The sequence below is a fragment of the Cupriavidus sp. MEYA8 genome, from assembly GCF_059278825.1.
The window spans coordinates 1,178,599-1,198,826 of sequence record NZ_CM181222.1 but is presented as its reverse complement, the minus strand read 5'-3'; the positions used below and the strand labels follow the sequence as shown (position 1 = coordinate 1,198,826).

Here is a 20,228-nt window from a genome sequence, read left to right as displayed (position 1 = left end):
TCGCCATATTTGTGTACGATATAGCCGTGTTTCGTCGCCACTTCCGGCGACAGCCCGACTGTCCGTACCCTGATATGGCAACCACATCGAAGAACGCGGCGCCCGGCGCCGCGGCAAAAGCGCCGCGCCGGCCCGCATCCAAAGCGGCACCGAAAGCCGCACCCAGGCCCGTCCCGCCAGCCACCCCGGAGGAACCGGCCGGCAACGAGTCCGCCGCCGGCGAGGCCTCCGCCACCGAGGCCATCTACCTTGGCCTGCTGACGGCGATCATGGAGCATCGCCTCCTGGCCGGCACCAAGCTGGTCGAAGAACGCCTGTGCGAAGTCACCGGCGCCAGCCGCGCCCGCATCCGGCAGGTGTTCGCCCGCCTCGCGCATGAAAAGCTGGTGACGCTGGTGCCCAACCGCGGCGCCTTCGTGTCGAGCCCCACCGTCGACGAGGCGCGCGAGGTCTTTCAGGCCCGCCGCGTGGTCGAGCCCGCGCTGGCCGCCGAGCTGGCGCTGGGCGCCACGCCGGCCAAGGTCCGCAGCCTGCGCCGCCATGCCATGGAAGAGGACAACGCTCGCGCCCGCGGCGACCGCGCCGCGATGATCCGGCTGTCCGGCGAATTCCATATCCTGCTGGCCGAGATGGCCGGCAATGCGATCCTGGAAAAACTGATCCGCGAGATGGTTTCGCTCACCTGCCTGATCATCACGCTGTACGACCGCCCCGGCGCACCCGCATGCGCCGAGCACGAGCACCGCCAGCTGATCGATGCCATCGAGCAGCGCGATGCCGCGCGTGCCAGCGCACTGATGGCCGAGCACCTCGAGCACATCGAAGGCTCGCTCGACCTGAGCATGCCCGACAGCGGCGCGCCCGACTTCTACAGCATCTTCAGCAAGGGTTGATTGAAGCACCCGGTGCGCCGGCCTGGTATTGCACTCGCCGCATGGCAGCCTAGACTGCGTGGATAACAACCCGCACTTGCAATGCGCCGCAGGGGGTGTCATGGCTGCCACTGCCGAAACCGTCACAACCCAGCGTCCGCCGCTGGCCTTCGAGCGTCTCTATGCCGATGCCGACGGCGAATCCCACTTCGGCCCGGTTTCCGTGGCCATCACGGAGAGGCTGTTTGCCCCGCCCGCGCGGGCCTTCTGGATATCGCCGCTGGCCGATGCGGCGCGACAGGGGTTCCTGCTGGTGCCGGCCGGCTGGGTCGGCACGCTGCACCCGTCGCCGATACGCATGTGGATCTTCGTGCTGGCCGGTGCGATGGAGTTCGAAGCCAGCGATGGCGAGCGCCGGCCGCTTGCCGCGGGCAGTGCGCTGCTGCTGGAAGACACCACGGGCAAGGGGCACGTCAGCAGGGTTATCGGTACTGACGACGCCACCCTCGCCGCGGTGCAACTGCCCGAAGGCCGCGGCTGAGGCGCCCGAAGGAACCGCCCACCGAGCCCGCTACGCCACCAGGGCCCGTACCACCGCTGGTGCCCAGCGGCTACCGCCAGGGCATCATCACCGCCATCACGGTGCTGCTGGGCTTTTCATTGGCGTTCTGGCGCTTCTGGGGCTTCGAAAGCCCGGGCCACTGGAACGTGCGCGCGGTGTTCGCCGCGATCTCGCTGCTGGCGGCAGTCTCGCTGCAGATCGTGGCGCTGTTCCGCGCGCTGCGCATCGAGGACGATGCGGTGGAGGAATATCGCAAGACCGTACGGTGGTTTATCGCTTCCGCTCTGGCGTTGCTGACGGGACTGGCCGTGGCCATGGTCGACGCGGCGCTGTCTCCCTGACTGCGCCGGCACATTCAATCGCCGATGCCGCCGATATCGATGCTGTCGACGCGATCCGGGTAGAAGGCCACGTGCGACGCAATCGCGGCGACCGCGTCGTAAGGCGTCTCGTAGCTCCATACCGCATTGCGCCCGCGCTCGCCGGCGGCGGGGATGGAGAGGTAGCTGCAGTCGCCCTTGTAGGGGCAGTAGGTGGCGTGATCGCTGCGTGCGAGCTGCGCCATGTCGACATCGGCGCGCGGGATGTACTGCACCGGCGCGTAGCTGGCTTCCTGGAGCGTCAGCGCCGCGGTGCTGTCGGCGACAATACGGCCCGCCACCTTCACCACCACTCGTCCTTGTGTCGGCGTGATAGTGATGGGATGGTCGGGGCCGGGTATCTTGACGGGCTTGCCTGGCATCTTCGTGCTCCTGCATGGCGGGATCAGGACATTCTAGGCGCTTGCCGGTTTATGTGCCGCGTGTGTGGTCGCCGGCCTATTCGACCTTGACGTTGGCCTTCTTCACCAGCGCGGCGTAGCGCGCGGCTTCGCTGCGGAAGAACGCTGCAGCGGCTTCGGGCGTGCCGGGCTCGACCACCGTGCCCTGCTTCTTCATCGCTTCCAGCACTTCGGGCGACGTGAAGGCCCTGGCAAAGGCATCGTGCACGCGCCTGACTTCCGGCGCCGGCATGCCGGCCGGGCCGATGACAGCGAACCAGCCCGCGACGTTGTAGCGCGGCAAACCCTGTTCGGCGATGGTGGCAATGTCCGGCGCGGCGTCCGTGCGCTTGTCGCCGCACAGGCCGATCGCGCGCAGCGTGCCGGCCTTCAGGTGCGGCGCCACCGCATTGAGCGCGACCACGCCCATTTCCACCTGCCCGGCGAGCAGGTCGTTGATCATCGGGCCGGTGCCCTTGTACGGCACATGGCGTGCCGTCACGCCCGCCTCGTCCAGGAACATCTCGCCGGCCAGGTGGATGATGGTGCCGTTGCCCGACGACGCGTAGTTGTAGCCATCGGGCCTGGCCTTGAGCAGCGCCACCAGCTCTTTTACGTTCTTCGCCGGCACCCTGGGGTTGACCACCAGCACCAGCGGCGTGGTGCCGATCACGCTGATCGGCGTGATGTCCTTGATTGCGTCGAACGGCATCGCGCGGAACACGCTGGGGTTGATCACGTGGTTGTTCGATACCAGCCCCAGCGTGCTGCCGTCGGGCTGCGCCTTGACCACGGCCGCGGCACCAGTGATGCCACCCGCGCCAGGCAGGTTCTCGATCACCACCGGCTGGCCGAATGCCTTGCCCAGCGCGGGGCCCGCGGCACGAGCGATGGTGTCGACGCCGGAGCCGGCGCTGATCGGCAGGATCAGGCGCACGGGCTTGCCCGCTCCGCCCTGTGCGAGCGCTTCTAAGCCAGGAACGGTGAGGGAAACGGCGAGCGTGGCGGAAATTGCCAGCACGGACTTGAGCAGGGTGCGACGTTGCATGGATTTGTCTCCGTATCGTTATCGTCGGGCGATGCCGGCGCCGCTGTGCCGCGGCCTGCCGGGCAGGCGCAGTTCAGCCGCGGCCCTTGCCGAGCTGCGCCAGGATCTCTTCATTGTGCTCGCCGGGCCTCGGCAGCGGGCTGCGCACGCCGGGGCGGCGGCCGCCCATCAGCAACGGCAGCAGCACCGTGGGCGTGGTCGAGCCGTCGTCGGCCTGCATCGGCACCAGTCCGCCGCTGGCGAGCAGGTGCGGATCGTCGAGCAACTGGTCGGGGCGCACGATCGGCGCATAGGGAATGCCGGCCGCTTCGAGCTTCGGCGCGAGTTCCGCGGAACGATGGTGGCGCAGGATCGCACCCAGTTCTTCCAGCAGTTGCGCCCGCACGGCCACGCGCGCGGTGTTGCTGGCGTACTCCGGCTTGTCGATCAGTTCCGGATGCTCCAGAACGTGGCACAGCGTGACGAACTGCTTGTCGCTGACCGCGCCGATAAAAAGCTGCTCGTGCTGCGCCAGCGTGAACACGTCATACACGCTCCACGCCGACACGCGCGACGGCATCGGCGGCGGCGGCTCGCCGGTCATCGCGAATTGCTGCATGTGCTGCGAGGCCAGGAACACGCAGTTCTCGAATAGCGCGCTCTGGATCTCCTGCCCCTTGCCGGTGCGGTCGCGCTCGCGCAGCGCGGCGAGCACGCCGATCGCGCCGAACATGCCGCCCATGATGTCGTTGACCGAGGTGCCGGCGCGCAGCGGCCGGCCGCTCGGGCCGGTCATGTAGGACAGGCCGCCCATCATCTGCACGACTTCATCGAGCGCCAGCCGGTTCTCGTACGGGCCGGGCAGGAAGCCCTTGTGCGAGACGTAGATCAGGTGCGGGTAGTCGCGCGACAGCGTGGCGTAGTCCAGCCCCAGCTTCTGCATCAGGCCGGGACGGAAGTTCTCCAGCAGGATGTCGCTCTGGCCCGCCAGCTCGGCGGCGGCGGCGCGGCCTTCGTCGGTGGTGATGTCGAGCACCACGCTTTTCTTGTTGCGGTTGAAGGCGCGGAAGAAGCCGATGCCCAGGCCCGGCAGGCTGCGCGTCTTGTCGCCGCCGGGCGGCTCGACCTTGATCACCTCGGCGCCGAAGTCGGCCAGGATCATGCCGCAGGTGGGGCCCATCACCATGTGCGTGAATTCGACCACGCGCACGCCGGCGAGCGGCAGGGCGTTGCTGTTGCTGTCTTGGGGCATGTTGGTTCTCAAACGGTGGCCGCGACGCGCTCGGCCGCGAAGGTCTTGGGCAGGCCGGCGCGCCACAGCGTGCCGTGCAGGGTCTCGTCGCGCAGCCAGCCGGCCACGTCTTCACGCAGCGCCAGCAGGCGCCCGATGTCGATGCCGGTATCGATGCCCATGCTGCCGAGCAGGTAGGCAAGGTCTTCGGTGGCAACGTTGCCGCTGGCGCCGGGCGCGTGCGGGCAGCCGCCGATGCCGGCCAGGCAGGCGTCGAAGCGGGTCACGCCGGCCTCGAGCGCGGCATAGACATTGGCCAGGCCGAGCCCGCGCGTGTCGTGGAAATGGCCGCACCAGAAGCGCTCGCCGGCGATGGCGATGGCGCGCGCGAACAGCTCGCGCACCATGGCCGGATCGGCGTAGCCGACGGTATCGGCCAGGCTGACGCGGTCGGCGCCGGCATCGAGCAGCGCCTGCATCAGCCGCAGCACTTCATCGGCATCGACATGACCCTGCAGCGTGCAGCCGAACGCAGTACCGACGCCGCCTTCGATCAGCGTCTTCGCGCCGCTGGCATCGCGCGCGGCGCGGATGCGCGCCACTTCGGCCACGACTTCATCGGGCGTCTTGCGCAGGTTGGCAAGGCTGTGCGCGTGGCTGGCCGACAGCGGCACGATCATCAGGTCGGCGCCAGACTCCAGCGCGTCCTGCGCGCCGCGCAGGTTGGGCACCAGCACCGACGTGAACATACCCGGCAGCGTGCGCGCGAACGCGACCAGTTCGGCGGTATCGGCCAGTTGCGGCAACAGGCGCGCGGGGACGAACGAACCGACTTCCAGTTCGCGCAGGCCGGCGGCGTGGGCGCCGCGGATCCAGGCGAGCTTGCTGGCGGTGGGCAGGATGGTGCGGATGCTTTGCAGGCCGTCGCGCAGACCGACTTCGCGGATCACGGCCTGGCTGGGGAAGGAAAGGGTCATGGTTCTCGGGGACTGGTGAGGCGTCCGTGCGGGGGCGACGGGATAACTCTATGAGTTTCTCCAGGCAAGCTGAAGCGATGGTTTACGCATCCAGACATGCCGAAACGGAAAGTCATCACGTGCCCTCTGTCACGCTTCGGGATTTCCCGGATGCGATGTCATTGCGCCTCCAGGCGGCGTAGCATTCCAATCCGGAAATCAAGTTGCCCCGCCATGCGAGACCTCGACCTCACCACGCTGCGCCTGTTCGTCGCCGTCTGCGAAACCCGCAACATGGCGCGCGCGGGCGAACAGGAACACATCGTTGCGTCCGCCATCAGCAAGCGGCTGGCGCAATTGGAAGAGACGGTCGGCGCCACGCTGCTGGAACGCCGCCGCCGCGGTGTCATCCCCACCCCCGCCGGCGAGATCGTGCTGGGTCATGCGCGCGCCATGCTGGCGGCGGCCGACCGCGTGACGCGCGACATGGTTGACTACGGCTCCGGCGTGCGCGGGCAGGTGCGCCTGCTCGCCACGGTGTCGACCATGGCGGAATCGCTGCCGGACGACATCGCCGCCTTCATGCAGTTGCCGGCGCACCGCGACGTGCGCGTGACGATCGAGGAGAGCCTGAGCAGCGAAGTGGTGCGCGCGCTGCGCGACGGCACGGCGCCGCTGGGCATCTGCTGGGACGCGGCCGACCTGGAAGGCTTCCAGACCCGCCCCTACCGCACCGACCACCTCGCCGCCGTCGTCCACGCGGGGCACCCGCTGGCGCGCGCGGATACCTGCCTGTTCGAAGACACGCTGGACTACGACCAGATCGCCATGCCGGCACAGACCGCGGTGCAGATCATGCTAACGCGCTATGCCGCGATCCTGGGCCGCCGCATGGCGCATCGCGCGGTGGTGTCCACCTTCGACGCCGCGCTGCGCTGCGTGCGCGCGGAACTCGGCATCGTCATCATCCCGGCGGAGATCGCCACACTGGTCGCCACGGCCTTTGGCCTGCGCGTGATCCCGCTGCGCAACGACTGGGCGCGGCGGCGCTTTGCGATCTGCTGCCGCGACTTCTCGCTGCTGTCGCCCGCGGCACAGCTGCTGGTGCAGTTCCTGGAAGAAGCCGCGGCGAAGGAAGCGGCCGCTTCAGGCGTTGTGCCCGCGCAGACCCCGGCGCGGCGCAAACGGTAAGCCGCGCGCGCAACTTCTCGTGCGTTTCGAGGGTTACCCCGAGGCGTTTTCGCAAGCTTATGTTGCGTGCCGTTGCGTAGACTGGCTTGCGTTTTTCGCTGCCGGCCACGATGGTCGAAGAAGAAAAAAGCCGGGCGAAACCTGATCACGACAATGCGCGCCGCCACGGCGCAGGAGCACGCAAATGAACTTCAACGGCAAGAACGTACTGGTCACCGGCGCACGCGGCAACCTGGGCCGCGCGGTCGCGCACGCCTTTGCGCAGGCGGGCGCGCGCGTGGTGCTGCTGGACCGTCACGACGCACCATTGCCGGAAGTCGGCAGCGGCCACCTGGCCCTGCAGGCCGACCTGCTCGATGCGGACAGCCTGGCCAAGGCCATCGGCGCAGCCGTGCAGGCGTGCGGGCGCATCGACGTGGTGTGCAACCTGGCCGGCGGCTTCGCCATGGGCACGGGCATCCACGAGACCAGCACCGCAGACTGGAACCGCCTGTTCGACATGAACGTGGGCACGGTGCTGAACATGGCGCGCGCGGTGGTGCCGCACATGCTGGCCGCCGGCGGCGGCGCCATCGTCAACGTGGGCGCCAATTCGGCGGCGCGCGGGCTGGCGCAGATGGGCGCCTACTGCGCCTCCAAGGACGCGCTGGCGCGTGTCACCGAATCGATGTCGGCCGAGCTGCGCGACCAGGGCATCCGCGTCAACGCGGTGCTGCCCAGCATCCTCGACACGCCCGAGAACCGCCAGGCCATGCCGGATGCCGATACCTCGCGCTGGGTCGCCCTCGATGCGCTGGCCGACGTGATCCTGTTCCTCGCCTCCGACGCCGCGCGCGCGGTGCAGGGGGCGCTGGTGCCAGTGGTCAACCGCGCCTGACCGCTGGCCGGGCCGGCTTGCGCGCCGCAGGCCTGTCCTGCGGCTATGGCTGCAACAGCGGCTGCGGCTGCAGCGAGCCGGCCACTTCCTGGATCTGCTGGCGCAGCCAGCGCCGCAGCCGGTCGGCGTCGGTGCGGGCATGCCAGATCTGCATCATCTCCACCCTGGGCAAGGCAAACGGCACCGGCAGCAGCAACAGGTCCGGGTCGCGCGCGACCGCCTCATCCGCCACCGACCGCAGGCAGGTCAGCAGCAAGGCCGTGCCGCGCACCAGCCGGCTCGGCGCCAGGAAGCTCGACAGCCCCGCCACCACCTTGCGCTTGCGCCCTTGCGCCGCCAGCGCGCGGTCGACCACGCCGTTGAGGTCGCCGGTCAGCGTCGTCAGCAGGTGCTCGCAAGCCAGGAATGCATCGAGATCGAGGCCGCGCGCCAGGTGCGGGTTGGACCTGGATGCCAGCACGACGAAGTCTTCGCTGCACAGCCGCTGCTGGTGGAAGGTATCCGGCAGGTCTTCGTAGAACCCCGCGATCGCCAGGTCGCAGGTGCCCTTTTCCAGTTCCTCGCGCGGCAGCTCGCCGCGGGTGTTATGCGTGACCACGACCAGCCCGGGTGCGTCGCGCCGCAGCCGCGGCAGCAGCGCGGGCAGCAGCAGTTGTTCCATGTAGTCGGTGGTGTAGAGATGGACGGCCTCGCCGCGCGCAAGGAAATCGCGGCCATCGCAGGCCTCGTAGAAGGCATCCAGTTCCGCCACCAGCCGCTGCACCTGCGGTGCCAGCTCGTGCGCGCGCGGCGTCGGCGTCAGGCCGCGCGGCGCGCGCACGAACAGCGGGTCGCCCAGTTCGTCGCGCAGCCGGTTCAGCTTGTGGCTGAGCGCCGGCTGGCTCAGCGCCATGCGCGCCGCCGCGCGCGAGGCATTGCCTTCCTGGTAGAGCACATGGAAGACGTAGAGCAGGTTCAGGTCCTTGCTGACGATATTCATTTTTTGGATGGCAGAAATCGAAGATTCGAAGTTTTCGAATCATATCCAGCTGCGTAGGATGTTGCCAATGCCGGGGCTGCCCCGGCTGACCGTGGACGCAAAACCGGAGAACGAACATGCAAATCCTGATGGTGCTGACCTCGCACGACCAGCTTGGCAATACGGGCAAGAAGACCGGCTTCTGGCTGGAGGAATTCGCCGCGCCCTACTACGTCTTCAAGGACGCCGGCGCCGACATCACGCTGGCTTCGCCCAAAGGCGGCCAGCCGCCAATCGATCCCAAGAGCGACGATCCGGATGCACAGACCGATGCGACCCGCCGCTTCCGCGCCGACACCGCCGCGCAGCAGGCGCTGGCCAGCACACTGACGCTGGACCAGGTAAAGGCCGACGACTTCGACGCCGTGTTCTATCCCGGCGGCCATGGCCCGCTGTGGGACCTGGCGGAAGACAAGCGTTCGATCGCGCTGATCGAGCAGTTCGACCGGCTCGGCAAGCCGGTGGGCGCCGTGTGCCATGCGCCGGGGGTGCTGCGGCACGTCAAGGGCGCGGACGGGCAGCCGCTGGTCCAGGGCAAGGAAGTCACGGGCTTTACCAACAGCGAGGAAGAGGCGGTGCAGCTCACCGAGGTGGTGCCGTTCCTGGTGGAGGATGTGCTGAAGGCCAGCGGCGGGCGGTTTACGCGAGGAGATGACTGGGCCAGCCACGTTGCGGTGGCGGGACGGCTGGTGACGGGGCAGAACCCGGCGTCGTCGGAGGCGGGGGCTGAGGCGGTGTTGGGGTTGTTGAAGTAAGGCGAGAGTCTTCCAACTGCTGGCGGTTTGCTCCCCTCGCCCGCTTGCGGGAGAGAGGTGCGCTTGCAGGGGGTGGTAGCTTGCGGCAGACGGTTGAGCGTGCGATGCGCCGGTTGAAGGTTCTTACTGCGGCACCAGCTCCAACCTCTCCCTGCTCACCCTCTCCACCGCCTTGCGCGTATAAACCAGCGGGAAATACTCCCCCTTGGCCCACAACGGCGCCAGGTCGCGGTAATGCGCGCTCGCAGGATTGCCCGACTGCCCCGGCGTGTTGATCACGCGCGAGCCATCCCAGTTGCCAACATCCAGCACCATGCGGAACGAGGCCCCCGCGGTCAGCCGGAAATCGTTGTTTCGGTAGCTGGTATTCATCGGCGTAAAGGCCGAGCCGCCGATCGGGCCAGCGTTGATGTTGAACTGCTGCCGCTCGGCGTCGTTCAGGATCGGGTCCATCGGATGCGTGAACACCGCGGTGTGCAGCTTGCCCCATTGCCAGCCGCGCGGGTCGGGGCCGAGCTTGCCTTCCACCTCGGCCAGCGCGGCCTTCAGCGATTCGAGCATCACCGCATTGCGCCGCGCCGCCGGCATCCACGGATCTGGCTGCTCCAGCACCGCGACCACGCGCGCTGCATCGCCGGCGCCGACCAGCCGGGCGGCATCGGCGGGCAAGGCCGCGCGCACCACCGCCGGGCGCAGGTGCTTGCTGAACCAGACTTCGAACAACGCCGCCGCGGCGCTGTCGGCGCGTTCGTTTCCGTCCCAGCCGCGCAGCAGGTCAAGGCCGCGCGCCAGTTGCGCGTCGTCGCTGCGCACGTCCTTCAGCAGCGCCACCACGCGCTGCGCCGGCAGCGACACCGTGTCGTTCTGCCACGCCATCGAGTCCTGCACCGAGCTGCGCGGACTGGCGCCCACCACCGCCTTCAGGCGCCGCGCGCGCGAGCTGTCGCTCCATTCGTAGCCCACGCCCGGCTTTGCCGCCGGATGCTCGGGCGGGATGTTGTTCTCGTTGGCGGTGACGATATAGCCGGGCGCCGGGTTGTAGGCCCACGGCAGCTCGTCCATGTTGCGGTAGCCGGCCCATTCATAGCGGCCGTCGCCCGGCACCGGCGTCAGCCCGTCCCAGTTGGGGCGCTTGACGGTCAGGCCGCCGGGGATCCAGCCGATATTGCCGCCGGTGTCGGCATAGACCTGGTTTTCGCCGGGCGCGCCCCAGCGGTTCATGGCGGCGCGGAACTGGTCCCAGTTGCGCGCGCGCATGTAGTCCATCGAGCCGAAGTACGGCGCCATGCCGTAGTCGAGCCACGCGGCGCGCAGCACCCAGGCGCGCGCGGCGTCGGCGTACAGCACCGGGCCGTGGCGGGTGAAGTCGACGGTGACCTTGCGCGGTGCTGACTCGCCCTTGACGACGATCTCCTCGGTGACGGTCTCCATCGGCTCCCAGCGGCCCTTGTACTTGTATTCGCGCGCGTTGGCCGGGTTCAGCTCGTAGCCGTAGAGGTCTTCCTGGTCCATGTAGAAGCGCGTCAGGCCGAACGCGATGGTGCCGTTGTGCCCGATCGAGATGCCTGGCAGGAACGGCTCGCCCGCGCCGATCACCGACATGCCGGGCGCGTTCAGGTGGCTGATGTAGCGCAGGCTGGGCGCGCCATGCGAGCGGTGCGGGTCGTTGGCCAGGATCGGCCGGCCGGTGGTGGTGCGCTTGCCGCCGATGACCCAGTTGTTGGAGCCGAGGCTGCGGCCGGTGTCGCTGTTGGGGTCGACCAGTGCGTAGAGCTGGTCGAGCGGGATGCTGGCGTTTTGGGCGCCGCTCCATGCGTCCTTGGGGAAGCGCGCAGCGGCGGTGGCCAGCTCGTAGGCACGGCGCAGCTCGGCAGCGGGCACCGTGCAGGGATCGAGGCCGGCGCTGAGTCTGGGTTCGACCGGCGGGTCGAGCTCGCGCCGGATCCAGTCGGCGCGCACGGCATCGGCCTTGGCTTCGCAGAACAGGCGGGCGCGATCGATCTCGCCGGTGAAGTTCAGCGTCAGGCCGTGGTGGCGGATGCGCACGATATCCTCGGCCTGCCAGCGCGCGGGCTTGTAGTTGAGCTTGCGGAACTCGGGCGGCAGCAGTTCCGGCTTCTGCTCGGTCAGCGCCACGTAGGCGTTCACGCCCGCAACGAAGGCCTCGGCGACGCGCTTGGCGTCGGAGCCGTAGGCCAGCCATTCGCGGTACATGTCGCCGCGGAACAGCACCGCGCGCGCCATGCGGTCGCCGTCGGCATAGGCGGGGCCGAAGTCCTTCGCCATCTCGCCGAGGCCGCGCTTGCGCCACAGGTCGATCTGCCACAGGCGGTCGCGCGCTGCCATGAAACCCTGCACGTAGAAGGCGTCGTAAAGCGTGCCGGCGTAGATATGCGGCACGCCCCAGCGGTCGACCAGCACGGTCGCGGGTTTCTCCAGGCCGGGAACGGCCAGGCGGTCGGCGCGCGCGGGCGCCTCGGCCATGGCGGCGGGGATGGTGGTGGCAACGGTGGTGGCAGCCAAAGCCAGCGCAGCGGCAAGGCGGCGGGGGGTGCGTCGCATCAGGTCTCCTCGGTTTTGTGTTCGCTGCAAATGCTTTGCAGTCCACACCGAAGATAGTGCATGCGCGGCCGGGGCGCGAGTGGGTAAAGGAAGGCGCGGCCGATCTCCGCACGGCACGTGGTGCAATCAGTAGACGTCGCGCCGGTAGCGGCCCTCGTCGGCAAGCTGGCGCAGCGCGGGTTCGCCGAGGATTTCCGTGAGGGCCTCGTTGACGCCGCCGGCCATGCCTTGCAGGCTGCCGCAAACATAGATGGCCGCGCCTTCCTGCACCCACTCGCGCACCAGCGCCGCCTGCGCGCGCAGCGCGTCCTGCACGTAGTGCGGCGTGGCGCCGTCGCGCGACCAGGCGTGGTCGACACGCTGCAGCGTGCCGTCGGCCCGCCATGCGGCCAGTTCGTCGGCGAAGAAGGCTTCATGCTGCGCCGAGCGCTCGCCGAACAGCAGCCAGTTGCGGCGCCGTGCCGCCGCGGCGCACGCCTTCAGGTGGGCGCGCAGGCCGGCCAGCCCGGTGCCGTTGCCGACCAGGATCAGCGGCCGATCGTCGGCGGGTGGATGGAAGCTGCGGTTGGCGCGGATGCGCAGCGCAATGCGCGCGCCCACGGCCGCATGCTCGGTCAGCCAGCCGGAGGCCAGCCCCAGCCGGCCGTCGTCGCGGCGCGCCTGCCGCACCAGCAGTTCGAGGCGGCCGTCCTGCGGCAGCGAAGCAATTGAATACTCGCGGTGCGGCAGCGGCGACAGCGCATCGACCAGCTGCTGCGGCGGTACGGCCTGCATCGCGGCAAAGTGGACGTCGGGCAGCGGCATGCGCGTGGCCAGCGCCTCGGCTAGCGTCAGGTCGCGGGCGTCGCAGCGCACCGGCGTGGCACCGTCCAGCGCGAGGCGCGCCAGCAGCCGCGCGACCTCGGCCGGCGCATGGCATGGGCCGACTTCGGCGATATCGCCCGGCTGCCAGTCGAGCGCGTCGCGGTCCCGCGGCTCCAGCACCACGTGGAACGCCGGCGCGCCGTGGCTGCCGGGATTCAGGTGGCGGCGCTGGGCCAGCACCCAGTCGCCGTAGGGCTGGCGCTCCCAGTCGGCAATCTCGGCGCCGCCGCTGAGCGCCGACAGGTGGTTCTGCCAGTGGCGCAGCGCGCCGGCATCGCCGTTGTCGACCTCGATCAGGTCGAACAGCGGCTGCGCGCGATGGCGCTGCAGCCAGTGGTCGAGCGCGTGGCCAAAGGCGCAGAAGCGCGCGTAGCTGCTGTCGCCGAGCGCCAGGATGCCGTAGCGCAGCTCGCGCAGCCCGTCCGCGCGGCCAGCCAGCAGCCGGCGCGCAAACCCGCAGGCGCTGTCGGGCGCGTCGCCCTCGCCGGTGGTACTGACCACGAACAGCGCCTGCCGGCAGGCGGCCAGCCGGCCGGCATCGACATCGGCCAGCGACAGCAATTGCACCGGCATGCCGGCGCCCTGCAGCGCGGTCGCGGTCTGCAGCGCGAGCTGCTCGGCAAACCCGGTCTGGCTGGCATAGGCGACCAGCGTGGCGCCGTCCGTGGTGCCTGCCAATGCCGCCACGCGCGTGCGCCGCTGGCGGTGGGTCGCCAGCACCGTGCCGCAGAAGCCGGCATAGGCGGCGACCACGCCGGCGGCGATGGCGCTGCGCGACGGTCCCAGCAGCGACAGCGCCACGCCGCCGGCCAGCGCCAGCCAGCTGGCGCCGGCAAAGGGTGAAAGGATGGGACGGCTCATGCCAGCATCGCGGCAAAAGCCGGGGAAAGATGTTCGTCGAAACCGCCCGGCGTGCGCACCAGGAAGCGCGCGGCAATGCCGTGGCGGCGCGCGTGCGCCATGCCGGCCTCGGGGCCGAGCACGGTCAGCGCGGTGGACAGCGCATCGGCCAGCATGCACTGCGGGTGGATCACCGTGACCGAAGCCAGCGCGTGGCTGGCCGGGTAGCCGGTGCGCGGGTCGATGGTATGCGCATAGCGCCGGCCGTCGCGGTCAAAGTAGCGGCGGTAGTCGCCGGAGGTGGCGACGGACAGGCCGTGCAATGCCAGCAGGGTCTGCCCGTGCTGTTTTTCCTGTTTTTCTTGTTCGTCGCTGCCCAGGCCCGGCGGCGCTTCCAGCGCGACCCACCACGGCATGCCGTCAGGCTTGACGCCATGGCCGCGCAGTTCGCCGCCGATCTCGGTCAGGTGGTGCGCCAAACCCTGCGTGTCGAGGTAGCGCGCCACCGCGTCGACGGCAAAGCCCTTGGCGATGGCGCAGAAATCCAGTGACACGCCGCCGGGCTGGCGCGCGCGCCTTGCATCGTCATCGAGTTCGATGCGCGACCAGCCACAGCGGCCGCGCGCTGCCTGGACGGCATCGGGCGACGGCGGCGCGCCGCGCCGCGGCGCCGGGCCGAAACCCCACAGGTCGACCAGCGGCCCGGCGCTCGGGTCATATGCGCCGCCGCTGTCGCGCGCCACCTGCAGCGCGCATTGCAGCACGGCAAAGCAATCGGGCGGCAGCTCGTGCCAGCTGCCCGCCCCGGCGCGGTTGAAGCGGCTGATATCGGAATCCGGCTCCCAGTTGCTCATCTGCGCAATCACGCCGTCGATCACCGAGGCGATGCCTGCGCCGATGGCATCGGCATCCGCAGCCGGCGGCAACATGGCCACGACCGACCAGGTCGTGCCCATGCTCGCGCCGCCCCAGCGGTGCTGCCGCCCATCGCGCGCGGGCGGCACCGGAGGTGCTTGCAGCGCGACGGGGACCAGGATGCGGTTCATCAGCGCAATGCTTATTGCGGCAGCACTTCTACCGTGACCGCGTAGGTCGCGCGGCGCGACTTGGCCTGCTTGAAGGTCGCCTTGTCGTCGCGCACCTCGGCTTCCATCCAGTACATGCCGGGCGCCGGCCACTTGACGCTGAACTTGCCGTCGGCGTCGGTGGTGACGCTGAGCTCCTGCAGCTTGTCGCGATAGCGGATGCCGCCCGGCACCACCTCGACCTTCAGATTGGCGGCGGGCTTGCCGTCGAGCAGCAGGCGGAAGCTGGCGGTGTCGCCTGCGACCAGGTCGTTGGGATGCGTAATCGGGGCCAGCTCCAGGCCGCGGCCGGTGGTGCGCAGGCCCTTGTCGCTGGGCTTGCCGGCGGTGACGAAGGACTCGACCCGCCCTTCGGCCTGCGTGACCGTCAGCTCCTGCGCGTTGGCCGGGACTTCCCTGGCGAAGTTCTCCGCCGAGCCGCGCCAGCGCTTTGCCTGGCCATCGACCTTGTAGCTGGCGAACAGGCCCTGGTTGACCACCGCCACGCGGTACGTGCCCGGCTGCGTCAAGTGCACGTCGAAGGTGCTGCGGTACTTGCCGGTCGCCGCGTTCTCGGCCTTGACGGCGCTGCCGTCCGGTGCGGTCACCTGCAGGTTGTCGAGGCGCAGCGGCACGTGCTCGAAGTAGAACAGGTCGTTGGAGACCGCGGCGTCCACGGTCACCCACGAATCGTTGCCCGACAGCACGGTGGCCGACGGCAGCAGCCACTGGCGGTGCGCGTGCGCGGCCAGCGGCGCCAGCGCGGCCAGGGCGAGCACGGCCAGGTTGGTGGCCATGTGGGTGGCCATGCGGGAACGGGCGGGGGACAGGATGGCAGACAGGTTGGCGGCGGGTTTCATCGTCGGGCTCCGGGAAGGATTACGGCTTCAGGTCGACGGTGACACCGCCGAGTTCGTGGTCGCCCTTGGCGCGGGCGGTCTGTGCGGCTTGCGGCGGCCAGGTGAACGGCACGCGCACCAGCTCGCGTCCGCCGACTTCACGCGCGGCTTCGACCACCAGCTGGTAGTCGCCCGCCGGCAGCTTGCCCAGCGGGTTCTTGCCGTCGCGGAAGCTGACCGTGTGCTCGCCCGGCGCGCGGGTCGCGCCCGAGATGCCGTCGGCCGGCATGTTCAGGTCGCGGCCGGCCTTGCGCCACCACTGGCGCATGTCCTTGAGCCACTTGGTGCCCTCGTTTTCCTTGAGCTTGCCGTCATACCAGACCGCCAGGGTCTGCACCGGGCTCTGGTCGGCGCGCTCGACCCACATCGCCACATAGGGCTTGTGGTACTCGGCCACGTTAAGTCGCGGGATTTCCACCTTGACGTTCAGGTCGGCGGCCAGCGCGGGGCCCGCGAACGGGACCGTGGCCATGCCGGTCAGGGTGACGGAGAGCAGTCGGCGCATATTCGGAGAAACCTCGTCAGTGAGATGCAGCAGGAAAATCGATCGGGATGCCGGCGTGCCTGGCCAGGGCCAGGCTCAGTGAATGAACAACACCGCCAGCAGCAGCGGCACCACCAGCCCCAGGCCGACCAGCGGCCAGGTCGCCAGCCGCCCGCCCGCATGCAGCTTGAGCAGGAACAGGCCGGTGACGCTGAAGACCAGGCACGCGAGCGCGAACACATCCAGGAACAGGCTCCATGCCTGGCCGGTGTTGCGGCCCTTGTGCAGGTCGTTCAGGTAGGAGATCGCGCCGCGCGTGGTTTTCTCGTACTGGGCCTCGCCGCTGTCGAGCTCAAGGCTGACCCAGGCATCGCCGCCCGGGCGCGGCAGCGCCACGTAGATTTCATCGGCCGACCATTCGGCCTCGCGCCCGCCGGCATCGACATCGAGCGCCTGTGCCAGCCAGGCGGCCAGCGCTTCGGGCACGGGCGCCTTGCGATCGCGGGCCTTGCCGTCGCCAGCGGGCTCCTGCGCGCGCAGCGTGTCGAGCAGCGCAGCGGGGGCGGTGGCATGGCGCGTCTCGACCGCGGGCTTTGCCTCGATCTGCGATGCGTGGTTAAGCGTAAATCCGGTCACGGCAAACAGCATCATCCCGATCAGGCAGATCGCGGAACTGATCCAGTGCCACTGGTGAAGGTGCTTGAGCCAGAACGCGCGGCGCTGCTGGCCGGAAGCTGGCTGGGATTCGGTCATCGCGGTGGTAGGCGGCTGGCCCCGGTAGGACCGGCGGCCGGCCCTGCTGGGAATCCTGGGAAGCTGGAGCGCCGCCTTGCACACAAGACGCAGGGGTTGTGCCATTGCCATCACAATGACGGACGCAGGAGAGAAGGATAATCGTTCGCATTTGAATGCGCAAACGGTTCCGGGCGCGTCAGGTTACGGCGCATTACAAGGGTCAGGCTTTGTGTGTGTGCGGCGCGCGCCCTCCTCGGATGCGCCGCTATAGCCACTATGACAGCGGCGCTACAACCACGTGCCCGCCGCCCACCCCGCCACGCCGCTGGCCAGCACCACCAGCCAGGGCGGCAGCTTCCACAGCATCAGCGCCACCAGCGCCAGCGCGACCAGCACGATATCGAGCGGCCCGCGCACCGCGCTGACCCACACCGGCTGCCACAGCGCCGCCAGCAGCAGCCCCACCACGGCCGCGTTGACGCCGGCCAGAGCCGCCTGTGCCCGGCCGTTGCGGCGCAGGCTATCCCAGTAAGGCAGCGCGCCGATGACCAGCAGCGCGCCGGGCAGGAAGATCGCCACCGTGCACAGCAGCCCGCCGGCCCAGCCGGACGGCGGCACCTGCGACGAGGCGCCCAGGAAGGCGGCAAACGTAAACAACGGGCCGGGCATGGCCTGGGCCACGCCGTAACCGGCGAGGAAGGTTTCCTTGCCGACCCAGCCGGGCGCCACCACTTCGGCGTCCAGCAGCGGCAGCACCACGTGGCCGCCGCCGAAGACCAGCGCGCCAGCGCGGTAGAAGGCATCGAACAGGCGCACGGCGGGATCGGCGCTCAACTGCGCCAGCACCGGCAGACCGGCCAGCAGCAAGGCGAATGCCACCAGCAGCAGCGCCCCGGCACGATGGCTGACCGGCAGTCCGAGCGGCTCATGCGTGCCGGCCAGCGCCGGCCGCAGCAGCAAGGCGCCCGCCAGCGCCGCAACGGCCATCACCGCCACCTGCGTCCACGCCCCCGGCAGCGCCAGCACCGCGCCCGTGGCGGCGATCATGATGGCGATGCGCACCGGGCCACGGCACAGCGTGCGCGCCATGCCCCACACCGCCTGCGCCACCACCGCCACCGCCACCAGCTTGAGCCCGTGCAGCACCCCGGGTGCCGCGGCCATGCCGTAGTGCGAGACGCCCAGCGCGAACAGGATCATCAGCAATGCCGACGGCAGCGTGAAACCCAGCCATGCGGCGAGCGCGCCAGCGTACCCCGCGCGCGACAGCCCCAGCGCGATCCCGGTCTGGCTGCTGGCTGGGCCAGGCAGGCACTGGCACAGCGCGACCACGTCGGCATAGGCGGCCTCGCTCAGCCACTGGCGGCGCCGCACCAGCTCATCGCGGAAGAACGCCAGGTGCGCAACCGGACCGCCGAACGACGTCAGGCCGAGGTGCAGGAACACCAGGAACACGGCAAGCGGCCCCTCGTGGCGGTGGGTGTTTTCGGAGGGGCTCGGCAAGGTGGCCATGTGCGCGGGGATCGATGGAGATAAGAAAGGCTACGTCGGTGCAACGCGCCGATTCTGCCGGATTTCCGGGGGCAACGGCGCGACAAGAGCCGGCAGCAGCACGTCTCGCATGCCACCCATAAAAAATAAGCGCTCACTACAGCACTTATAAGGCAAATGTATTAAAGCCAAACAACCACACAGCTTCCATGGACGGTATTACCCCAATCAAGTTAGTTTCCTGCCCCGCCGTTAGCCCGCAGACGCACACGCATGCCCGGACAGGCGCCAACCACGAATGACGCCGCAGATGCGTGTCACCGATGAGCAATGCGCAATGCGCTGAAGGAGGAATGGAAAGCATGCTGGACAACCTGAGCCTGAAGAAAAAACTGATGCTGCCGCTGGTGCTGAGCTGGGTCTGCCTGCTCGGCATCACGCTGTGGAACGCCTGGCACATACGCACGCTGCGCATGGATGAGCGCCGGCTCGACCTGGCTCACGTCACCGACACCGCGGTCTCGGTGGTGGCCGAGTACGAAGCGCTGGCCAGGGCCGGCAAGCTGCCCGCCGACGAGGCCAGGCAGCAGGCCATCGAGCGCGTGCGTGCGATGCGCTTCGGCGCCGACGGCTACTTCACGCTGATGCGCTCCGACACCGTGGTGCTGATGCACCCGTTCAAGCCGGAGATGAACGGCAAGGCGATGGAGGGGATGAAGGACCCTAACGGCGTCTACCTGTTCCGCGATATCGCCGCTATCGGCAAGGGTGCCGGCAAGGGCTTCGTCGAATACCTGTGGCCCAAGCCGGGCGCCGAGGCGCCGCAGCCGAAGCTGAGTTACGTGGCCAACTTCCGCCCGTGGGACTGGAACTTTATCGCCGGGCTGTACCTGGATGACATCGAGGCGGCGTTCCGCGCCGAGCTGTGGAAGGCGCTGGGCCTGCTGCTGGCGGTCGGCGCGCTGATGTCGCTGGTGATGGTGCGCGTCTCCGCCAGCCTGCACCGCCAGCTCGGCGGCGAGCCGGCGGCCACCGCGCAGATCGCCGGCCGCATTGCCGAGGGCGACCTCGCCGGCCATGTCGAAGTGCGCCCGGGCGACGAGCACAGCGTGCTGTTCGCGATGCAGCGCATGCAGGCGCGCCTGACCGGCGCGATCGGCAGCATCCGCGGCTCGGCCGATTCGATCGCCGGCGCCGCCAAGCAGATCGCCGCGGGCAACGCCGACCTGTCGCGCCGCAGCGAAGAGCAGGCCGCCTCGCTGCAGGAAACCGCGGCGAGCATGGAGCAGCTCACCAGCACCGTGCGCCAGAGCGCCGACAACGCGCGCCAGGCCAGCCGCCTGGCGGAGGGTGCCTCGGACATCGCCGTGCGCGGCGGCACCATCGTCAACCAGGTGGTCGGCACCATGGGCGAGATCAAGCAGGCCTCGGGCAAGGTGGCCGACATCATCGGCGTGATCGAGGGCATTGCCTTCCAGACCAACATCCTGGCGCTGAACGCCGCAGTGGAAGCCGCGCGCGCCGGCGAGCAGGGCCGCGGCTTTGCCGTGGTGGCCGGCGAGGTGCGCACGCTGGCGCAGCGCAGCGCCACCGCCGCCAAGGAGATCAAGGCGCTGATCGGCGACTCGGCGCAGCGCGTGGAAGACGGCGCGGTGCTGGTGGAAAGCGCCGGCAAGGCGATGGACGAGATCGTGGCAGCGGTCAAGCGCGTGACCGACCTGATGGGCGAGATGCGGGCCGCCACCGAGGAGCAGACCGGCGGCATCGAGCAGGTCAACCAGGCGGTGTCGCAGATGGACCAGATGGCGCAGCAGAACGCGGCGCTGGTGGAAGAGGCGGCGGCCGCGGCGGCGTCGCTGGAGGACCAGGCCGACATGCTGCACCGGGCCGTCGGCCAGTTCCGGCTGGCGCGCGCCTGACCGCAGCGGCGCTGTCACGTCAGCGTCATACGCGGCCGGCGGCTGCGTGTATCATGAAGCGCAGCCGGCTGCACCATGCAGCCGGCCCCCATCCTAAGCAGTCCACTACCGGGAGCGCACC

Annotated in this window: 19 protein-coding genes; 7 read left to right on the top strand and 12 right to left on the bottom strand. The window is 69.4% G+C overall.

Features of this window, described 5'->3' with window-relative positions; all coding sequences use genetic code 11:
* Positions 1-74: 74 nt before the first annotated feature.
* The 3 genes from AC5WJ1_RS22540 to AC5WJ1_RS22530 all read left to right on the top strand — a co-directional run bounded on the left by AC5WJ1_RS22540 (position 75) and on the right by AC5WJ1_RS22530 (position 1,775).
* On the top strand, positions 75-893 hold the full coding sequence (locus tag AC5WJ1_RS22540; RefSeq protein WP_135703303.1) for a GntR family transcriptional regulator: 819 nt from the start codon (positions 75-77) through the stop codon (positions 891-893).
* A gap of 100 nt (positions 894-993) precedes the next feature.
* Positions 994-1,413 carry a cupin domain-containing protein gene (locus tag AC5WJ1_RS22535; RefSeq protein WP_135703304.1) on the top strand — a complete coding sequence of 140 codons (420 nt, stop codon included), beginning with the start codon at positions 994-996 and terminating at the stop codon, positions 1,411-1,413.
* A gap of 56 nt (positions 1,414-1,469) precedes the next feature.
* Positions 1,470-1,775, top strand: coding sequence for a hypothetical protein (locus AC5WJ1_RS22530; protein ID WP_494476971.1), 306 nt, complete (start codon positions 1,470-1,472; stop codon positions 1,773-1,775).
* A gap of 14 nt (positions 1,776-1,789) precedes the next feature.
* On the opposite strand, the gene AC5WJ1_RS22525 is transcribed toward AC5WJ1_RS22530, so the two are convergent.
* The 4 genes from AC5WJ1_RS22525 to AC5WJ1_RS22510 form a co-directional block, all read right to left on the bottom strand.
* Positions 1,790-2,176: a DUF427 domain-containing protein gene (locus AC5WJ1_RS22525; protein ID WP_494476966.1), complete on the bottom strand. Its 387-nt coding sequence runs from the start codon at positions 2,174-2,176 to the stop codon at positions 1,790-1,792.
* A gap of 76 nt (positions 2,177-2,252) precedes the next feature.
* The gene (locus AC5WJ1_RS22520; RefSeq protein ID WP_135703307.1) at positions 2,253-3,242 is read right to left on the bottom strand and encodes a Bug family tripartite tricarboxylate transporter substrate binding protein; all 990 of its coding nucleotides are present in this window, start codon (positions 3,240-3,242) and stop codon (positions 2,253-2,255) included.
* Between the two features lie 73 nt (positions 3,243-3,315).
* Complete coding sequence (locus AC5WJ1_RS22515; protein WP_494476965.1) at positions 3,316-4,473, bottom strand: CaiB/BaiF CoA transferase family protein; 1,158 nt, start codon at positions 4,471-4,473, stop codon at positions 3,316-3,318.
* 8 nt (positions 4,474-4,481) lie between these two features.
* A complete protein-coding gene (locus AC5WJ1_RS22510; protein ID WP_434034351.1) occupies positions 4,482-5,429 on the bottom strand; it encodes a hydroxymethylglutaryl-CoA lyase in 948 nt (315 codons plus the stop codon).
* 213 nt (positions 5,430-5,642) lie between these two features.
* On the opposite strand from AC5WJ1_RS22510, the gene AC5WJ1_RS22505 reads away from it, so the two are divergent.
* Both AC5WJ1_RS22505 and AC5WJ1_RS22500 read left to right on the top strand, forming a co-directional pair.
* A complete protein-coding gene (locus AC5WJ1_RS22505) occupies positions 5,643-6,599 on the top strand; it encodes a LysR family transcriptional regulator (protein WP_434034350.1) in 957 nt (318 codons plus the stop codon).
* Between the two features lie 184 nt (positions 6,600-6,783).
* The gene (locus tag AC5WJ1_RS22500) at positions 6,784-7,476 is read left to right on the top strand and encodes an SDR family NAD(P)-dependent oxidoreductase (protein ID WP_135703311.1); all 693 of its coding nucleotides are present in this window, start codon (positions 6,784-6,786) and stop codon (positions 7,474-7,476) included.
* A gap of 43 nt (positions 7,477-7,519) precedes the next feature.
* Here AC5WJ1_RS22500 and AC5WJ1_RS22495 read toward each other — a convergent pair whose 3' ends face one another.
* Entirely contained in the window at positions 7,520-8,455 is a 936-nt protein-coding gene (locus AC5WJ1_RS22495; protein ID WP_135703312.1) for a LysR family transcriptional regulator, read from the bottom strand.
* A 116-nt stretch (positions 8,456-8,571) separates the two neighbouring features.
* Between AC5WJ1_RS22495 and AC5WJ1_RS22490 the strand changes: the two genes are divergently transcribed.
* Positions 8,572-9,249 (top strand): type 1 glutamine amidotransferase domain-containing protein, encoded by a 678-nt coding sequence (locus AC5WJ1_RS22490; protein ID WP_133095622.1) that lies wholly within the window; start codon positions 8,572-8,574, stop codon positions 9,247-9,249.
* A gap of 123 nt (positions 9,250-9,372) precedes the next feature.
* Here AC5WJ1_RS22490 and AC5WJ1_RS22485 read toward each other — a convergent pair whose 3' ends face one another.
* The 7 genes from AC5WJ1_RS22485 to chrA all read right to left on the bottom strand — a co-directional run bounded on the left by AC5WJ1_RS22485 (position 9,373) and on the right by chrA (position 18,209).
* Positions 9,373-11,811, bottom strand: coding sequence for a penicillin acylase family protein (locus tag AC5WJ1_RS22485; protein ID WP_195430304.1), 2,439 nt, complete (start codon positions 11,809-11,811; stop codon positions 9,373-9,375).
* Between the two features lie 126 nt (positions 11,812-11,937).
* A complete protein-coding gene (locus AC5WJ1_RS22480; RefSeq protein ID WP_494476964.1) occupies positions 11,938-13,536 on the bottom strand; it encodes a sulfite reductase subunit alpha in 1,599 nt (532 codons plus the stop codon).
* The gene (locus AC5WJ1_RS22475) at positions 13,533-14,561 is read right to left on the bottom strand and encodes an FAD:protein FMN transferase (protein WP_205751605.1); all 1,029 of its coding nucleotides are present in this window, start codon (positions 14,559-14,561) and stop codon (positions 13,533-13,535) included. The genes AC5WJ1_RS22480 and AC5WJ1_RS22475 overlap by 4 nt, the downstream gene beginning before the upstream one ends.
* Before the next feature lie 11 nt (positions 14,562-14,572).
* Positions 14,573-15,439, bottom strand: coding sequence for a DUF4198 domain-containing protein (locus AC5WJ1_RS22470; RefSeq protein WP_434034347.1), 867 nt, complete (start codon positions 15,437-15,439; stop codon positions 14,573-14,575).
* A 19-nt stretch (positions 15,440-15,458) separates the two neighbouring features.
* The gene (locus AC5WJ1_RS22465) at positions 15,459-15,983 is read right to left on the bottom strand and encodes a DUF2271 domain-containing protein (protein ID WP_195430316.1); all 525 of its coding nucleotides are present in this window, start codon (positions 15,981-15,983) and stop codon (positions 15,459-15,461) included.
* A gap of 75 nt (positions 15,984-16,058) precedes the next feature.
* Positions 16,059-16,715 carry a PepSY-associated TM helix domain-containing protein gene (locus AC5WJ1_RS22460; protein WP_135703316.1) on the bottom strand — a complete coding sequence of 219 codons (657 nt, stop codon included), beginning with the start codon at positions 16,713-16,715 and terminating at the stop codon, positions 16,059-16,061.
* Positions 16,716-16,985: 270 nt separating this feature from the next.
* Positions 16,986-18,209, bottom strand: a complete 1,224-nt coding sequence (gene chrA / locus AC5WJ1_RS22455) for a chromate efflux transporter (protein ID WP_494476963.1) — start codon at positions 18,207-18,209, stop codon at positions 16,986-16,988.
* Between the two features lie 341 nt (positions 18,210-18,550).
* Between chrA and AC5WJ1_RS22450 the strand changes: the two genes are divergently transcribed.
* A complete protein-coding gene (locus AC5WJ1_RS22450) occupies positions 18,551-20,107 on the top strand; it encodes a methyl-accepting chemotaxis protein (RefSeq protein ID WP_133095616.1) in 1,557 nt (518 codons plus the stop codon).
* Positions 20,108-20,228: the final 121 nt, after the last annotated feature.

Excerpts from the sequence above, each read along its gene's own strand:
- AC5WJ1_RS22540 (WP_135703303.1), top strand. The coding sequence starts at position 75 with ATGGCAACCACATCGAAGAACGCGGCGCCCGGCGCCGCGGCAAAAGCG.
- AC5WJ1_RS22535 (WP_135703304.1), top strand. The coding sequence starts at position 994 with ATGGCTGCCACTGCCGAAACCGTCACAACCCAGCGTCCGCCGCTGGCC.
- AC5WJ1_RS22525 (WP_494476966.1), bottom strand. The coding sequence starts at position 2,176 with ATGCCAGGCAAGCCCGTCAAGATACCCGGCCCCGACCATCCCATCACT.
- AC5WJ1_RS22520 (WP_135703307.1), bottom strand. The coding sequence starts at position 3,242 with ATGCAACGTCGCACCCTGCTCAAGTCCGTGCTGGCAATTTCCGCCACG.
- AC5WJ1_RS22515 (WP_494476965.1), bottom strand. The coding sequence starts at position 4,473 with ATGCCCCAAGACAGCAACAGCAACGCCCTGCCGCTCGCCGGCGTGCGC.
- AC5WJ1_RS22510 (WP_434034351.1), bottom strand. The coding sequence starts at position 5,429 with ATGACCCTTTCCTTCCCCAGCCAGGCCGTGATCCGCGAAGTCGGTCTG.
- AC5WJ1_RS22505 (WP_434034350.1), top strand. The coding sequence starts at position 5,643 with ATGCGAGACCTCGACCTCACCACGCTGCGCCTGTTCGTCGCCGTCTGC.
- AC5WJ1_RS22500 (WP_135703311.1), top strand. The coding sequence starts at position 6,784 with ATGAACTTCAACGGCAAGAACGTACTGGTCACCGGCGCACGCGGCAAC.
- AC5WJ1_RS22495 (WP_135703312.1), bottom strand. The coding sequence starts at position 8,455 with ATGAATATCGTCAGCAAGGACCTGAACCTGCTCTACGTCTTCCATGTG.
- AC5WJ1_RS22490 (WP_133095622.1), top strand. The coding sequence starts at position 8,572 with ATGCAAATCCTGATGGTGCTGACCTCGCACGACCAGCTTGGCAATACG.
- AC5WJ1_RS22485 (WP_195430304.1), bottom strand. The coding sequence starts at position 11,811 with ATGCGACGCACCCCCCGCCGCCTTGCCGCTGCGCTGGCTTTGGCTGCC.
- AC5WJ1_RS22480 (WP_494476964.1), bottom strand. The coding sequence starts at position 13,536 with ATGAGCCGTCCCATCCTTTCACCCTTTGCCGGCGCCAGCTGGCTGGCG.
- AC5WJ1_RS22475 (WP_205751605.1), bottom strand. The coding sequence starts at position 14,561 with ATGAACCGCATCCTGGTCCCCGTCGCGCTGCAAGCACCTCCGGTGCCG.
- AC5WJ1_RS22470 (WP_434034347.1), bottom strand. The coding sequence starts at position 15,439 with ATGAAACCCGCCGCCAACCTGTCTGCCATCCTGTCCCCCGCCCGTTCC.
- AC5WJ1_RS22465 (WP_195430316.1), bottom strand. The coding sequence starts at position 15,983 with ATGCGCCGACTGCTCTCCGTCACCCTGACCGGCATGGCCACGGTCCCG.
- AC5WJ1_RS22460 (WP_135703316.1), bottom strand. The coding sequence starts at position 16,715 with ATGACCGAATCCCAGCCAGCTTCCGGCCAGCAGCGCCGCGCGTTCTGG.
- chrA (WP_494476963.1), bottom strand. The coding sequence starts at position 18,209 with ATGGCCACCTTGCCGAGCCCCTCCGAAAACACCCACCGCCACGAGGGG.
- AC5WJ1_RS22450 (WP_133095616.1), top strand. The coding sequence starts at position 18,551 with ATGCTGGACAACCTGAGCCTGAAGAAAAAACTGATGCTGCCGCTGGTG.